At 59.3% G+C, this 15,339-nt stretch carries 12 protein-coding genes and 2 rRNA genes; 9 read left to right on the plus strand and 5 right to left on the minus strand.

The window, feature by feature from the left end; genetic code table 11:
• Window positions 1–119: 119 nt before the first annotated feature.
• The 8 genes from JOE62_RS01875 (at window position 120) to JOE62_RS01910 (ending at window position 11,302) form a co-directional block, all read left to right on the plus strand.
• Window positions 120–3,254, plus strand: a 23S ribosomal RNA gene (locus tag JOE62_RS01875).
• Between the two features lie 163 nt (window positions 3,255–3,417).
• Window positions 3,418–3,534 (plus strand): 5S ribosomal RNA (gene rrf, locus JOE62_RS01880).
• Window positions 3,535–3,707: 173 nt separating this feature from the next.
• Window positions 3,708–5,681 carry a M13 family metallopeptidase gene (locus JOE62_RS01885; protein WP_204719888.1) on the plus strand — a complete coding sequence of 658 codons (1,974 nt, stop codon included), beginning with the start codon at window positions 3,708–3,710 and terminating at the stop codon, window positions 5,679–5,681.
• Between the two features lie 138 nt (window positions 5,682–5,819).
• Entirely contained in the window at window positions 5,820–7,334 is a 1,515-nt protein-coding gene (gene lysS / locus JOE62_RS01890) for a lysine--tRNA ligase (protein ID WP_204719890.1), read from the plus strand.
• Between the two features lie 2 nt (window positions 7,335–7,336).
• Complete coding sequence (locus JOE62_RS01895) at window positions 7,337–7,504, plus strand: hypothetical protein (protein ID WP_204719892.1); 168 nt, start codon at window positions 7,337–7,339, stop codon at window positions 7,502–7,504.
• A gap of 137 nt (window positions 7,505–7,641) precedes the next feature.
• Window positions 7,642–7,962 (plus strand): histone-like nucleoid-structuring protein Lsr2, encoded by a 321-nt coding sequence (locus tag JOE62_RS01900; RefSeq protein WP_038993581.1) that lies wholly within the window; start codon window positions 7,642–7,644, stop codon window positions 7,960–7,962.
• A 268-nt stretch (window positions 7,963–8,230) separates the two neighbouring features.
• Window positions 8,231–10,744: an ATP-dependent Clp protease ATP-binding subunit gene (locus tag JOE62_RS01905; protein WP_204719894.1), complete on the plus strand. Its 2,514-nt coding sequence runs from the start codon at window positions 8,231–8,233 to the stop codon at window positions 10,742–10,744.
• Window positions 10,745–10,834: 90 nt separating this feature from the next.
• Complete coding sequence (locus tag JOE62_RS01910; RefSeq protein ID WP_204719896.1) at window positions 10,835–11,302, plus strand: hypothetical protein; 468 nt, start codon at window positions 10,835–10,837, stop codon at window positions 11,300–11,302.
• Window positions 11,303–11,334: 32 nt separating this feature from the next.
• On the opposite strand, the gene JOE62_RS01915 is transcribed toward JOE62_RS01910, so the two are convergent.
• The 4 genes from JOE62_RS01915 to JOE62_RS01930 are packed head-to-tail and all read right to left on the minus strand — an operon-like array spanning window position 11,335 to window position 13,867.
• Window positions 11,335–11,781 (minus strand): iron chaperone, encoded by a 447-nt coding sequence (locus JOE62_RS01915; protein ID WP_204719898.1) that lies wholly within the window; start codon window positions 11,779–11,781, stop codon window positions 11,335–11,337.
• A gap of 10 nt (window positions 11,782–11,791) precedes the next feature.
• Window positions 11,792–12,199 carry a VOC family protein gene (locus JOE62_RS01920; RefSeq protein ID WP_038993585.1) on the minus strand — a complete coding sequence of 136 codons (408 nt, stop codon included), beginning with the start codon at window positions 12,197–12,199 and terminating at the stop codon, window positions 11,792–11,794.
• 48 nt (window positions 12,200–12,247) lie between these two features.
• Window positions 12,248–12,592, minus strand: a complete 345-nt coding sequence (locus JOE62_RS01925) for a helix-turn-helix domain-containing protein (protein WP_052254094.1) — start codon at window positions 12,590–12,592, stop codon at window positions 12,248–12,250.
• A gap of 57 nt (window positions 12,593–12,649) precedes the next feature.
• Window positions 12,650–13,867 carry an MFS transporter gene (locus tag JOE62_RS01930; protein WP_204719900.1) on the minus strand — a complete coding sequence of 406 codons (1,218 nt, stop codon included), beginning with the start codon at window positions 13,865–13,867 and terminating at the stop codon, window positions 12,650–12,652.
• Between the two features lie 127 nt (window positions 13,868–13,994).
• On the opposite strand from JOE62_RS01930, the gene JOE62_RS01935 reads away from it, so the two are divergent.
• Window positions 13,995–14,504: an amino-acid N-acetyltransferase gene (locus JOE62_RS01935; RefSeq protein WP_073707952.1), complete on the plus strand. Its 510-nt coding sequence runs from the start codon at window positions 13,995–13,997 to the stop codon at window positions 14,502–14,504.
• A gap of 5 nt (window positions 14,505–14,509) precedes the next feature.
• On the opposite strand, the gene JOE62_RS01940 is transcribed toward JOE62_RS01935, so the two are convergent.
• Window positions 14,510–15,310, minus strand: a complete 801-nt coding sequence (locus JOE62_RS01940; protein ID WP_204719902.1) for a DUF1206 domain-containing protein — start codon at window positions 15,308–15,310, stop codon at window positions 14,510–14,512.
• Window positions 15,311–15,339: the final 29 nt, after the last annotated feature.

The following is a 15,339-nucleotide window of genomic DNA, read 5'->3' on the forward strand; positions in this document are numbered from 1 at the left end:
AGCATCTTGCAGATGAGATGAGCTGGGTAGTCCTTTTCCTGGGATTGCCTGGTGTTGGAGTCTTGTCTGCGTGATTTTGTTAGATTGTTTTATTGCTCAATTCTGAGACTTTTATTTGTGTTGAAGTTTTTAAGGGCGCACGGTGGATGCCTTGGCATCAAGAGCCGATGAAGGACGTGGGAATCTGCGATAAGCCTGGTGGAGTCGATAACCGGACGTTGAGACCAGGATTTCCGAATGGGGGAACCCCGCACCATGTTATGTGGTGTGACCTGCAGCTGAATGTATAGGCTGTGTGGAGGGAACGCGGGGAAGTGAAACATCTCAGTACCCGCAGGAAGAGAAAACAATAGTGATTCCGTTAGTAGTGGCGAGCGAACGCGGATGGGGCTAAACCGGTTGGTGTGTGATAGCGGATAGGCGTTGCATCACCGGGGTTGTGGGGTTGACATGTACCAGCGCTATCTTGCTGGTGGGATGAGGTGCAGGCGTATAGGTGAATCGGTTGGAATGCCGGACCAGAGAGGGTGATAGTCCCGTAGGTGTAATGCGTGTCTGCCGTTCTAGTGTTGATACCCGAGTAGCACGGGGCCCGTGAAACCTTGTGTGAATCTGCCAGGACCACCTGGTAAGCCTGAATACTACTTGATGACCGATAGTGAATCAGTACCGTGAGGGAATGGTGAAAAGTACCCCGGGAGGGGAGTGAAATAGTACCTGAAACCGTGCGCTTACAATCCGTTAGAGCTGGGGACTTGTTCCCTGGTGATGGCGTGCCTTTTGAAGAATGAGCCTGCGAGTTAGTGTTACGTCGCGAGGTTAACCCGTGTGGGGAAGCCGTAGCGAAAGCGAGTCTGAATAGGGCGTTTGAGTGGCGTGATCTAGACCCGAAGCGAAGTGATCTACCCATGGCCAGGTTGAAGCGCGTGTAAGAGCGTGTGGAGGACCGAACCCACTTCAGTTGAAAATGGAGGGGATGAGCTGTGGGTAGGGGTGAAAGGCCAATCAAACTTCGTGATAGCTGGTTCTCCCCGAAATGCATTTAGGTGCAGCGTTGCGTGTTTCTTGCTGGAGGTAGAGCTACTGGATAGGCGATGGGCCCTACAAGGTTACTGACCTTAGCCAAACTCCGAATGCCGGCAAGTGAGAGCGCAGCAGTGAGACTGTGGGGGATAAGCTTCATAGTCGAGAGGGAAACAGCCCAGAACGCCAACTAAGGCCCCTAAGCGTGTGCTAAGTGGAAAAGGATGTGGAGTTGCTGTGACAACCAGGAGGTTGGCTTAGAAGCAGCCACCCTTGAAAGAGTGCGTAATAGCTCACTGGTCAAGTGATTCCGCGCCGATAATGTAGCGGGGCTCAAGCACACCGCCGAAGTTGCGTCATTCAAGTATTAGCCTGGTTTCGATTGGGTGCTTGGATGGGTAGGGGAGCGTCGTGTGGACGGTGAAGTCGCGGTGGAAACCAGCGGTGGAGGCCACACGAGTGAGAATGCAGGCATGAGTAGCGAATGACGGGTGAGAAACCCGTCCGCCGAATGATCAAGGGTTCCAGGGTTAAGCTAATCTGCCCTGGGTTAGTCGGGACCTAAGGCGAGGCCGACAGGCGTAGTCGATGGACAACGGGTTGATATTCCCGTACCGGCGAAGGACCGCCCATACCAAGCTGTGGATGCTAACCATGACGGATCATGGCTGTTGCGGCCTTCGGGTTGCTGGTTGTGTGATGTGGTGGGAACCGATGCAGTGAGGTCAGCGTATTAACAGGTGTGACGCAGGAAGGTAGCCGAGCCAGGCAATGGAATTGACCTGGTCCAAGGGTGTAGGAAGAGTGGTTGGCAAATCCGCCGCTCATATGTTCTGAGACCTGATAGGCGCCCCGTTTATGGGGTGATTCGGTGATCCTATGCTGCCTAGAAAAGCATCGGCGCGAGGTCCCAGTCCGCCCGTACCCCAAACCGACACAGGTGATCAGGTAGAGAATACTAAGGCGATCGAGAGAATCATGGTTAAGGAACTCGGCAAAATGCCCCCGTAACTTCGGAAGAAGGGGGGCCTGCCCCGTGATGGAGACGTGCTCTCCGGAGGCGGGTGTGGGCCGCAGAGACCAGGGGGAAGCGACTGTTTACTAAAAACACAGGTCCGTGCGAAGTCGCAAGACGATGTATACGGACTGACTCCTGCCCGGTGCTGGAAGGTTAAGAGGACTGGTTAGCCCTTGTGGCGAAGCTGAGAATTTAAGCCCCAGTAAACGGCGGTGGTAACTATAACCATCCTAAGGTAGCGAAATTCCTTGTCGGGTAAGTTCCGACCTGCACGAATGGAGTAACGACTTCCCCGCTGTCTCAACCATGAACTCGGCGAAATTGCAGTACGAGTAAAGATGCTCGTTACGCGCAGCAGGACGGAAAGACCCCGAGACCTTTACTATAGTTTGGTATTGGTGTTCGGTGCAGCTTGTGTAGGATAGGTGGGAGACTGTGAAGCTTGGACGCTAGTTCAGGTGGAGTCATCGTTGAAATACCACTCTGGCTGTACCGGTCACCTAACTTCGGACCATGATCTGGTTCAGGGACAGTGCCTGATGGGTAGTTTAACTGGGGCGGTTGCCTCCTAAAATGTAACGGAGGCGCCCAAAGGTTCCCTCAGCCTGGTTGGCAATCAGGTGTCGAGTGTAAGTGCACAAGGGAGCTTGACTGTGAGAGTGACAGCTCGAGCAGGGACGAAAGTCGGGACTAGTGATCCGGCGGCACCTCGTGGAAGGGCCGTCGCTCAACGGATAAAAGGTACCTCGGGGATAACAGGCTGATCTTGCCCAAGAGTCCATATCGACGGCATGGTTTGGCACCTCGATGTCGGCTCGTCGCATCCTGGGGCTGGAGTAGGTCCCAAGGGTTGGGCTGTTCGCCCATTAAAGCGGTACGCGAGCTGGGTTTAGAACGTCGTGAGACAGTTCGGTCCCTATCCGCTGCGCGCGTTGGAAATTTGAGAAGGGCTGTCCTTAGTACGAGAGGACCGGGACGGACGAACCTCTGGTGTGTCAGTTGTACTGCCAAGTGCATCGCTGATTAGCTACGTTTGGAAGGGATAACCGCTGAAAGCATCTAAGCGGGAAGCCTGCTTCGAGATGAGATTTCCATGCACCATTGTGTGTGAGAGGCCCCCAGCTAGACCACTGGGTTGATAGGCAGGATGTGGAAGCAAGAACTGAAGACTTGTGCAGCTGACCTGTACTAATAGGCCGATGACTTACAACACACAATAAAACAATAATTTGAACTGATGATTTCAATGCTGTTCGCGTTCACTATGCGGTTACGAGACAACAACCTCAAACCGAGAATACTTGGCTTTGTGCGTGCTTTGCTGCATGCCACCGAAGGCAACACCAAACCGTAGGGTTTGTGTGCTTCGTGATTGTTACGGCGGTCATAGCGTGGGGGAAACGCCCGGTCCCATACCGAACCCGGAAGCTAAGGCCCATTGCGCCGATGGTACTGCACTCGTGAGGGTGTGGGAGAGTAGGTCACCGCCGGACTTAACTTGAGTAGATGGTTTGAGGCCCTGGTACCGTTTGGTGCCGGGGCCTCACCTGTTTAACTAGACTATTTAAGCCGTACGCGCATCGGCGGTCCTCACCCTTCCTATCTTCATGGAAGTAGATAAGGTGTGTAGTAGAAATAACAAGATCTTCTACACGAGGGGCTTTCCTTGACCACCGAGACCACGAGTCCACTGACATACCGCGACGATTCAATTCGTCCCCAGGACGATCTCTACCGCCATAGCAATGGCAAGTGGTTCGAGACAGCAACGATTCCAGGAGATCAAGGAATTTACGGCTCCTTCATGGAACTCCGCGACCAGGCTGAGGCTGCGGTCCACGGAATCATTAATGAAGCAGTGCAGAAGGTCGATTCCGGTGCAGAAACTGACGCCGCCACCCAGCGCATTGCCCGCCTCTATAGCTCATTCATGAATGAAGCCGTTATCGAAGAACGCGGTGCAGATCCGGTTGCTGTCTTCTTGAATACTATTTCGGATATCCAGAACACCGAACAGCTGCTCGAAGTATGCGGTTTCTTCCAGCGCAAAGGCATCAGCGGCTTCATGGATATCGGCGCGATGAACGACGCCGGCAATCCGGACCGGAACCTGCTGACCTTCCTGCAAGGCGGCCTGGGCCTGCCCGACGAGTCCTACTACCGCGAAGAGCAGTTCGCTGAAACCGTAGCCGACTACCAAGAGCACCTCGGCCGGCTGCTGGGTCTTGGCAGCATTGCCGGCGCTGAAGCAGCCGCAGCCAGCGTCGTGGAGCTCGAGAAGGCGATCGCCTCTCACCACTGGGACCGGGTCAAGGTCCGCGACGCCCAGGCACGCTACAACCTGATGTCCGGAGAAGAGCTCGCCACGCTGTTCCCAGGGGTGACCACCTGGCTGGCAGGCGCCGGCATTGAGACGAAGTACTACAGCGAAGTTGTCGTCTGGCAGCCAAGCTACCTTCAGGGATTGTCTGAGCTATTCGGCTCCCAGCCGCTGGATGCCTGGAAGAACTGGTTGCGGGTCCAGGTGCTGCGCTCGTTCGCTCCCTACTTGTCCAGCGCATTCGTCAATGAGAATTTCTCCTTCTACTCGGCCAAGCTCGGTGGCGTGGAACAGCTCAAGGAACGCTGGAAGCGAGGTGTCGCATTCACCGAAGGTGCTGTTGGCGAAGACATCGGCCAACTGTACGTGGCTGAGCACTTCCCTGCAGAGGCCAAGGATGCCATGGACGCGCTGGTCCAGCGGCTCATCGAGGCTTACCGCATCTCGATCAGCGAACTGTCCTGGATGGGCCCGGAGACCATCGAAAAGGCACTGGATAAGCTTTCCAAGTTCCGTCCGAAGATCGGCTACCCGAACCAATGGATCGACTACTCTGCCATCCAGGCTGATGAACTGGACGTCATCGCGAATATTGCCTCTGCGAACGAATTCGAGTTCGCTCGTGAACTGAAGAAGATCGATGACGGGGTGGATCGCGAACTGTGGTTCATGTTCCCCCAGACGGTGAACGCCTACTACCACCCGCTGCTGAACGAAATCGCGTTCCCAGCGGCAATCCTGCGCCCGCCATTCTTCGACGTGAACCGTGACATTGCCTCGAACTTCGGCGGCATCGGCGCGGTCATCGGCCACGAAATCGGCCACGGCTTCGATGACCAGGGCTCGCAGTTCGATGGCACTGGCCAGCTGACCAATTGGTGGACCGATGAGGACCGGGCTTCCTTCGAGAAGCTGACCGCCAAGCTGGTGGACCAGTACAACGCGCTGTCCCCTTCAGAAGCCCCGGAACACAACGTCAACGGTGCACTGACCTTGGGCGAAAACATCGGCGACCTCGGTGGATTGGGCATTGCCTACAAGGCCTACAAGCTCGAGCTGGCGGCCCGCGGCATCCAGGAAGATGAAGTGATCGACGGTATCACCGGCGACCAGCGCTTCTTCTACTCCTGGGCCGAATGCTGGCGCACGCTGATCCGTCCGGAAACCGCGGTGGTGCGCGTGACCACGGACCCTCACGCACCCGGCGAATTCCGTTGCAACCAGGTGCCGAAGAACCTGGATTCCTTCCACGAGGCCTTCGGCACCAAGCCGGGCGATGGCATGTGGCTGGATCCGGCCGACCGCGTGGAAATCTGGTAAACCGCATCACCTAATGGATGGGGCAGGGGCAAAGCAGGCTTTGCCGCTGCCCCATCCTGCGTTGCGGGCCAAGATCACTGTGTAAGGCTGATCATGAAGGGCTTCAACTGCGCGCCATGACACGTAGAATGGACTATTGTGACTTCCGAAAATAATTCCGCACCGGCCCCAAATCCAAACGACCAGCGACAGGTGCGCGCCGATAAGCGCAACCAGCTGCTGGCCAAGGGCGAGGAAGCCTACCCGGTAGGCATTGCCCGCACCCACTCGTTGCAGGAAATCCGCGACAAGTACGAGCACCTCGAAGCCGGCGAGGAGACCGAGGACGTCGTCGGCATCGTCGGCCGCATCGTTTTCATGCGCAACACCGGCAAGCTGTGCTTCGCCACCTTGCAGGAAGGCGGCCAGAAGGGCGAAGGGGTTCGCCTGCAGGTCATGCTCTCGCTGGCCAACGTCGGCGAAGAGCGCCTGGCGCAGTGGAAGTCGCTCGTCGATTTGGGTGACCACGTATTCGTGACCGGCAAGGTCATCTCCTCGCGCCGCGGCGAGCTGTCCATCATGGCCGATGCCTGGGAAATGGCTTCCAAGGCCCTGCGCCCGCTGCCGGTGCTGCACGCCGACCTGAACGAAGAGACCCGCGTGCGCCAGCGCTACGCCGATTTGATCGTGCGCGACGAAGCCCGCGAGATGGTCTACAAGCGAGCCGCGATCATCCGCGCCGTGCGCAACACCCTGGAGAGCCGCGGCTACGTCGAGGTTGAGACCCCGATGCTTCAGCTGGTTCACGGCGGCGCTTCGGCTCGCCCGTTCAAGACCCACCTGAACGCCTTCGACCAGGAAATGACCCTGCGCATCGCCACCGAGCTGTACCTCAAGCGTTGCGTCGTCGGCGGCGTCGACCGCGTCTTCGAGGTGGGACGCATCTTCCGCAACGAGGGCGTCGACTCGACCCACTCGCCCGAATTCACCACCCTTGAATCCTACGAAGCCTATGCCGACCAGTACGTCATGGCCGACCGCATCAAGGAAATCATTCTCAACGCAGCTGACGCCATCGGCGCAGGCCGCACCATCGAGACCCCCAAGGGCACCGTCAACCTGGACGGCGAATGGCGCTGGGTCAGCGTCTACCCGGGCCTGTCCGAGGCTGTTGGCGTGGAGATCACCCCAGACACAGACGCATCGGTGCTGCGCGAGATCGCCGCGAAGCACGAAGTGAAGATCGATCCGGCCTGGGGAGCACAGAAGCTGGTCATCGAGCTGTTCGGCGAAATCGTCGAACCGACCTTGATCGACCCGACTTTCGTGTGCGATTACCCGCCTCTGGCACAGCCGCTGGCGCGTCCGCACCGCTCGAAGCCGGGTGTTATCGAAGCATGGGACCTGATCATCGGCGGCATGGAGCGCGGCACTGCATTCTCCGAGCTGATTGATCCGGTAATCCAGCGCGAGCGCCTGACCGAGCAGTCCTTGATGGCTGCCGGCGGAGACCCAGAAGCAATGCAGCTTGATGAAGACTTCCTGCGTGCCCTGGAATACGGTGCACCGCCAATGGGCGGCATCGGCTTGGGCATCGACCGACTGGTTATGCTTTTCACCAACGTCGGTATTCGTGAAACTATTCTGTTCCCACTGCTAAAGCCGGAGGCATAAGAATGCCATATATTGAGGCGATCGTCCCGACAATCTGCCTGGCGCTGCTTTTCTGGTACGTGATGAAAGCTATTACAAACGCGGATCGAAAAGAACGCCAAGCTGAAGCTGAAGCTGATGCGCTAATTCAAAATCGCTCGGATTCAAATAATCCAGTAAACGAGAATTAGTCGTTCCTGATAGAACCTTGTGAATTCTGATGATAATTAGAATTTATCGTGCCTATTTGTATATGCTTGTTGTTTGAAATGGACTGATGGCTGAATGCCGATCCGTCCAGTACATTCAAGCTCGGAGGAATCCCTAAATGGCACGTCAGGTTCAAATTGCCCTGATCGACGATATTGATGGTAGCGAGGCAACTGAATCAATTGCATTCAGCGTCGCTGGTCAGCATTTTGAAATCGACCTGAACGACGAGCATGCTGCTCAGTTCCATGCAGCCATCGAGCCGTACATCGAAGCGGCTCGTTCGTCAAAGCAGACTGCAGCGAGCGAAGCTCCAGCAATCCGCGCATGGGCGAAGGAAAACAACATCAAGGTCAACGCACGCGGACGCCTTAATGCAGAGGTTGTAGACGCCTACAACGCTGCAATGCGAAAGGGTGGTCGAGGCCGCGCGAAGTAATTCGCGAGGTTTTGCACAAGTCTCAAATAGGAGCCGGCACGCAATGCGTGCCGGCTCCTATTCTTATAACGATGTTCGTTATTCACGATGGATTTTCATTGAAGATTGCAATATTGGCGAACCAAGTAATTCGCATTATAAATTGCATGCCTATTGCTGATTCCCGGTAACGGGGAGCGGTATCGGTTATCCCTGTGGCGAACAAGGGAGCATTGCGGGCGCATGGTGCGTAGCATCGAATTATTGGTAAGCAAGGAGTGTGCCGAAGATGTTTGAGAGATTTACCGACCGTGCCCGCCGAGTTGTCGTGCTCGCCCAAGAAGAGGCGCGCATGCTCAACCACAACTACATCGGCACCGAGCACCTGTTGCTCGGTCTAATCCACGAAGGCGATGGCGTCGCCGCAAAGGCGCTCGAGTCGCTGAATATTTCGCTGGGTGCCGTTCGTGAGCAGGTTCAGGAGATTATCGGCAAGGGCCAGCAGGCGCCTTCCGGTCATATCCCGTTCACTCCTCGCGCCAAGAAGGTCTTGGAGCTCTCGCTGCGCGAAGCGCTGCAGCTGGGACACAACTACATTGGTACCGAGCACATCCTGCTCGGCCTGATCCGCGAGGGCGAGGGCGTCGCAGCCCAGGTTCTGGTGAAGCTTGGCGCCGACCTCGGTCGCGTGCGCCAGCAGGTCATCCAGCTGCTCTCTGGCTACCAGGGCGGCAAGGAAACCGCATCCGCTGGCGTCAGCTCGGGCGGACAGCAGGAAGGTACCCCTGCAGGCTCGGCAGTGCTCGACCAGTTCGGCCGCAACCTCACCGCAGCCGCCCGCGAAGGCAAGCTCGACCCGGTGATCGGCCGCGAGCACGAGATGGAACGCGTCATGCAGGTCCTCTCGCGCCGCACCAAGAACAACCCGGTGCTGATCGGCGAGCCCGGCGTCGGCAAGACCGCCGTTGTCGAGGGCCTGGCCCAGGCCATCGTGCGCGGCGACGTACCGGAAACCATCAAGGACAAGCAGCTGTACACCCTGGACCTCGGTTCGCTGGTGGCCGGCTCCCGCTACCGCGGCGACTTCGAGGAACGCCTGAAGAAGGTCCTGAAGGAAATCCGCACCCGTGGCGACATCATCCTGTTCATCGACGAGATCCACACCCTGGTCGGTGCCGGTGCCGCCGAAGGTGCCATCGATGCCGCGTCGATCCTCAAGCCGATGCTGGCTCGTGGCGAACTGCAGACCATTGGTGCAACCACCTTGGACGAGTACCGCAAGAACATCGAGAAGGACGCCGCGCTCGAGCGCCGCTTCCAGCCGATCCAGGTCAAGGAACCTTCGGTTGAGCTGACCACGCAGATCCTGCGCGGCCTGCGCGACCGCTACGAGGCGCACCACCGCGTGACCATTACTGACGGCGCGCTGCAGGCTGCCGCCCAACTGGCCCACCGCTACATTTCCGATCGCTTCCTGCCGGACAAGGCAGTTGACCTGATCGACGAGGCCGGCGCACGCCTGCGCATCCAGCGCATGACCGCGCCACCGGCACTGAAGGAAATGGACGAGGAAATCGCCACCGTGCGCCTGGAGAAGGAAGCCGCGATTGACGCGCAGGACTTCGAAGGTGCAGCCTCGCTGCGCGATAAGGAATCCAAGCTGATCGAGGCCCGCAACGAGAAGGAGAAGTCCTGGCGCAATGGCGACATGGACGAAATCTCCGAGGTGACCGAGGACCTCATTGCAGAGGTGCTTGCCAACTCCACCGGAATCCCGGTAGTGAAGCTGACCGAGGAAGAGTCCTCGCGCCTGCTCAACATGGAAGAAGAGCTGCACAAGCGCGTTATCGGCCAGGACTCGGCCATCAAGGCCATCTCGCAGGCGATCCGCCGCACCCGTGCCGGCCTGAAGGACCCGAACCGTCCAGGCGGCTCGTTCATCTTCGCCGGCCCGACCGGCGTGGGCAAGACCGAGCTGGCCAAGGCGCTGGCGGAGTTCCTCTTCGGCGAGGAAGACGCGCTGATCACCCTGGACATGTCCGAATACTCGGAGAAGCACACCGTTTCCCGCCTGTTCGGTGCCCCTCCAGGCTACGTCGGCTACGAAGAGGGCGGTCAGCTGACCGAAAAGGTCCGCCGCCGTCCGTTCTCCGTGGTGCTCTTCGACGAGGTGGAGAAGGCCCATGCGGACCTGTTCAACTCGCTGTTGCAGATCCTGGAAGACGGACGCCTGACCGACTCCCAGGGCCGTGTGGTGGACTTCAAGAACACCATCATCATCATGACCACCAACCTCGGTACCCGTGACATCTCCAAGGGTGTGTTGACCGGATTCCAGTCGGCCGCGGATACCAAGACCGGCTACGAGCGGATGCAGGCCAAGGTCCAGGAAGAACTGCGCCAGCATTTCCGCCCTGAGTTCCTGAACCGTGTTGACGACACCGTGGTCTTCCCGCAGCTGAACCAGGAGGAGATCGAGGAGATCGTCGACCTGTTCATCGCACGCCTGGCCAAGCGCCTGCAGGAACGCGATATCACCATCGAGCTGACCCAGGCTGCCCGCAGCCTGCTGGCCCAGCGCGGCTACGATCCGGCAATGGGTGCACGCCCGCTGCGCCGCACCATCCAGCGCGACATCGAGGACCAGCTCTCCGAGCGCATCCTCTTCAGCCAGATCGTTGCCGGCCAGAAAGTCACCGTGGACGTCGAGGGCGAAGGCGAGAGCCGCAAGTTCGTCTTCCACGCCGAAGGCGGCACCGGCCAGCTGGAAGGCGAGCCGGCACCGGCAGCCCTGGAAAGCTGAGCCGTTAGCGGAATCACCACTAGCCGTGGAACTGGGAAATCCAGTTCCACGGCTATTGGCTTTAATCCGCCCATGTCGTAGGGTCAACACATGAAGATGCGAAGAAAGGGGCAGCAGATGATTGCCGCATCCTGCCTCGCCGTCATGGCCTATTTGGCCCTGTACCTTTTCCTGCGGCCCGAGCTTCCGGAACAGCTGGTGCGCCACGCAGGAGCCGATGGCGCCGGATACAGCCCGACATGGCTGGTGATGCTCGTAATCGGCGCCGTGGCCACGCTCAGCATTGCCATCGGCATCATCGCGTACCGCGACTTCACCTCACTGGGGCACTGGAATCCCGGGCCGAAATCCATTGTGGTCTGCTTCGTGGCAGCTGGATTCGGAATCCTCGGGCTCGGTGCCGCCATGCTGTTCACCGTCTTGGGTCAAGACGCCGCCCAGCTGGGCTCCTTGCCTGTCGGCATGGGGCTGATCGGTTTGCTCGGGGTCTTCGCGCTTTCTGCCGGGTTGCTGGCCAGGGCCCTGCCCAGGGCAGAGCAAGAGGCCCTCGATGACTGAGAGGCGATCGAGGCCCGCCTTGCCAGCCGGACTTAGCGGCCTACCGCCTTGGCGACCGGCGCGGCAAGCTTTTCCTCCAGCTGCTCATCAAGCGCGGTAATGGCGAATGACGCGGGCCAGAGCGTGCCCTCATCGAGCTGCGCGACATCGTTGAAGCCGAAGGTCAGGTAGCGGGTGCCGAACTTCGTGGCATCCTGCATGAAGCACAAGATCTTGCCGTCCAAGGAGTAGGCTGGCATGCCATACCAGGTTTTCGGTTCCAACTCAGGAGCCGTGGAGGTGACGATCCGGTGCAGCTTCTCGGCCAGCACCTTGTCGTTTCCTTCGAAGGAAGCAATCTTCTCTTCCACTTCCCGTCGAGCCTGCTCGGCCTTCTCGGCCTTGGTCATGCGCTTCTTCGGAGCGCGCACCTCAGCGGCGCGCTCTTTCATCGCGGCCTTCTCAGCGGCCGAAAAACCCTCTTGTTCAGTACTGCTCATGCTTTTCTGCCTAAACCGTTTGGTTGATACGGACCATATTTCCCGAAGGGTCGCGGAATGCGCAATCGCGCGGACCCCACGGCTGGTCCATCGGCTCCTGCAGGACTTCAGCGCCCGAGGCGCTCACGGTCTCGAACACCTGGTCCAGGTCGGTAGTGGAAAGCACCAGCGGACCGATGGTTCCCTTGGCTACCAGCTCGGCCAGGGTCTGCGCATCGGCGTCGGAGCGGCCGGCGCCCGGAGCCGAAAGCACCAAGCTGGTGCCGGTGCCATCGGAGCCCGCAAGCGATACCCAGCGGAAGCCGCCGTTGGCGACATCTGAAATTACCGTGAAGCCCAGCGCATCGCGGTAGAACGCGAGCGCCTCATCTACATCGAGCACGGTCAACGGGACATGATTGATTGAAATATTTGCCATGGCTCCAGCCTAGGCAGTGCCGCGCAGCGCGCGCTTCTTCAAAAATGCTCAGAATCTCTCGGGACGCAAAAGGATCTTGGCAATGCAGGCAGGGATCTGCTCCGTGGCAGAATGATCCCGTTCCCGGTAGGCGGAGGGGGTTTCCCCCACCACTTCGGTGAAGCGTGTGCTGAAGGAACCCAGCGAAGTCCAGCCCACTTGCATGCAGGCATCAGTGACCGAGACTGACGCGCGCAGCAGATGCATGGCACGCTCAATGCGGCGGGTAAGCAAATAGGAATGCGGCGTCTCGCCATAGGCCCGCTTGAACTCCCTGGAAAAGTGCGCAGGAGACATGGACGCCCGCTGGGCCAATGCCGGCACATCCAAAGGCTCGGCATAGTTCCGATCCATCAGGTCCTTGGCACGGCGCAAATGCGCCAGTGCCTTCAGCGCTTCGGCATCCACCGGCTAACCTCGATTCCTGGCCCGCAGCACCAGGATTGCACCGAGCACAGTCGAGCACAGGTAGATCCCGATGACCGCGATCCAGCCCGCGGTGAATCCACCGGCCGATCCCACCAGCAGGCCCATGGCCAGCGGCCCGACGGTGAATCCGCCGAACTGGCCTGCCGAGACGATTCCGCTGGCGCTGCCCAAGTGGCTTGCCGGGATCGCACGCAGCAACCCCGCCATGAGCACCACCGAAACTCCCAGGGCCGAGGCGCCATGCAGGGCAACCGCCAGCCAGAGCAGCGCCACCGAATGCATTTGCTGGGCCAGAAGGAAGCTGGCTCCGCCCGCAGTGGCCAGCGATGCCAACAGCAGCAGGAGCTTGGGCGCTGAAACCCCGCGGGCCATCATCTGCCCCCAGCCGACGCGGGCACTGACCCCAACGACTCCGGCCACCGCAGCGGTCAGGCCGCCGGCCACCAAGGAGAAATCCAGTTCGCGGACCGCAAAGAGCGCTAGATAGACATTGGTTGCCTGCACGCCGACGCCGTTGATGAAACCGAACAGGGCCAGCGCGAAAATGACGAACTTCGTCGAGGGGGCTGCCGCGGCGATCGGCTTGTCCGCATCCGTCTTCGGCTTTTTCGGTGCAGGCACGCTGAGCATGGGGGTAGCGCGGACAACTCGTACGGCGATGAGCGCGAGCACTGCGGCGAGTACCGCGCCAGCCAGCGACGCGCCATGCCAGCCGATGAACGCCGCCAGCAACGGGAACCCCACGCTGCCTACGAGCTGTGAAACCTGCACGCCTGACTGCTTGATGCCGGTCCACGTAATGCGCTGGGCGCTGGGAACCCGCTGGGCAAGAATGCGGTTGGTGACGCCGTTGGGGAATGACTGGGCCAAACCGGCAAGCCCGGATGCCACCAGCAGCAGCACATAGCCGGCCGGGATGGCCGCCAGGCCCAGCGCAACCGCGGTGGTGCAGAAAATCAGCAGCATCAGCCTGGTATCCGGTTGCCTGTCCGAGAACTTCCCGAAGACGGCGTTGCCCAGTGCGGCGCAGCCAAAGCAGGCCGTCGCCAGCAGGCCGAACTGGGATTCGGTGATTCCCAAATCCCTGATGACCAGGTCGCTGGTGGCGCTCAACCCGTAATTAAGCAGGGGAGCGATACCCACTGCGGAGAGCAGGATGGCAAGCAACCCGAATCCGGGGCGTGCTGTTCTAGCTGTCATCCTCGTCCTTGCTCCCGGGGCTTCAATGTTCAAGCTTATTGTGGCAGTTCTGCGTGCAGGATGTTCCTTCCAGGACATATCCAGCGACTTCTTCGATTCTGCAAACTGGGAGGCATAGGATCTAAACGTGAACTCTTTTACCGTCCGCCCAGCCAAAACCAGTGATGTCAACGCGATCCGCAATCTGGTGCGCCCCCTGGCCGAGGAACGAATCCTGCTGGATAAGGAAGCGGTCACCTACTACGAGTCCATCCAGGAATTCCTGGTAGCCGAGGATCCGGAGGGCAGCGTTGTCGGCTGCGGCGGCTTGCACGTCATCTGGGAGGACATCGCCGAAATCCGCACCCTCGCCACCTCCGATACGGTCCGCGGCATGGGGGTCGGGCACCTTTTGCTGGGAGAACTGCTCAAACGCGCCAAGGCTGTCGGGGTGTCGCGTGTTTTCTGCCTGACCTTCGAAGTTGCATTCTTCGAACGCCAAGGGTTCAAGGTGATGGCTGACCAGAGCGCCGTGGATCCCGCGGTGTACCAGGAGATCCTGCTCTCCCGGGATGAAGGCGTCGCTGAATTCCTGGACCTTGCACGTGTGAAGCCGAATACCCTGGGCAATACCCGCATGATCATTACGCTGGACTGATATTCCTACTCCATCCGGTCATAGCGGGCACGGAACATCAGGTAGACCGCGTAGCAAACCAGGCCAACACCGATGGCAATCAAGGCAACGGGCCCGAAAGGCTGGTCCTGGATGGCCTTCAACGCGCCATCGATGCCGCTGGCCTCTTCCGGGTCGCGCTGCACCGTGGCCACGATGAATAACAGGCCAACGGCACCCAGGACTGCGCCCTTGGCCGGGTAGCCGAGCATGCCTGAGAACTTCACCGCGCGGGAAACCTCCTTGTTTCCAGAACCCCGCAGATCCTCCAGGAACTTCTTGGCGGCTCCCTTGTAGATGTAATAGCCGGCCATGACCAGCATGCCGAGGCCGATGGCGATCAGCAAGGCCCGGCCAAGGCCTGTCTGCATCAGTTCGCCGCTGAAGCTGCTGGCGGTCTTTCCCGAATCGCTGGGATTGCCCGCGGCGAATCGTCCAAAGGTGAATCCGACAGCCAAGAACGATATTGAAGTAGCCGCGGACTTGAGCCTTTCCTTCAGCTTCTTCTCGGGCAAGAAGGCCTGCGCCATGGACCACAGGCCCAGCAGCAGGGCGCCGATTGCGCAGATCCACAGCAGAATCATACCAAAGGGCTGATTTGCCAGTGCGCCCATGGCTCCGCCCTGGTCGGCTTCCGCCTTGCGGCCGGCAGCGACAACAACTGCAAGGATTCCCAAGGTGGCATGGAGAATCCCGTTGGCGACGAATCCCAAGCGGGCGGCACCCTCGAACCAGGGATGCTCGGCTACGTGGCGAACCGTGCCGGCAGGGTCAACTGAAGCGTTCATGGGCTAAGCATAGGTACGCGCTGGCAGAT

The sequence above is a fragment of the Glutamicibacter nicotianae genome, assembly GCF_016907615.1.
GTDB lineage: Bacteria > Actinomycetota > Actinomycetes > Actinomycetales > Micrococcaceae > Glutamicibacter > Glutamicibacter nicotianae.

What these genes read in the sequence shown, in the direction of transcription:
- JOE62_RS01895 (WP_204719892.1), top strand. Translation starts at nt 7,337, where the DNA reads ATGCCATATATTGAGGCGATCGTCCCGACAATCTGCCTGGCGCTGCTT.
- JOE62_RS01900 (WP_038993581.1), top strand. Translation starts at nt 7,642, where the DNA reads ATGGCACGTCAGGTTCAAATTGCCCTGATCGACGATATTGATGGTAGC.
- JOE62_RS01905 (WP_204719894.1), top strand. Translation starts at nt 8,231, where the DNA reads ATGTTTGAGAGATTTACCGACCGTGCCCGCCGAGTTGTCGTGCTCGCC.
- JOE62_RS01910 (WP_204719896.1), top strand. Translation starts at nt 10,835, where the DNA reads ATGAAGATGCGAAGAAAGGGGCAGCAGATGATTGCCGCATCCTGCCTC.
- JOE62_RS01915 (WP_204719898.1), bottom strand. Translation starts at nt 11,781, where the DNA reads ATGAGCAGTACTGAACAAGAGGGTTTTTCGGCCGCTGAGAAGGCCGCG.
- JOE62_RS01920 (WP_038993585.1), bottom strand. Translation starts at nt 12,199, where the DNA reads ATGGCAAATATTTCAATCAATCATGTCCCGTTGACCGTGCTCGATGTA.
- JOE62_RS01925 (WP_052254094.1), bottom strand. Translation starts at nt 12,592, where the DNA reads ATGGATCGGAACTATGCCGAGCCTTTGGATGTGCCGGCATTGGCCCAG.
- JOE62_RS01930 (WP_204719900.1), bottom strand. Translation starts at nt 13,867, where the DNA reads ATGACAGCTAGAACAGCACGCCCCGGATTCGGGTTGCTTGCCATCCTG.
- JOE62_RS01940 (WP_204719902.1), bottom strand. Translation starts at nt 15,310, where the DNA reads ATGAACGCTTCAGTTGACCCTGCCGGCACGGTTCGCCACGTAGCCGAG.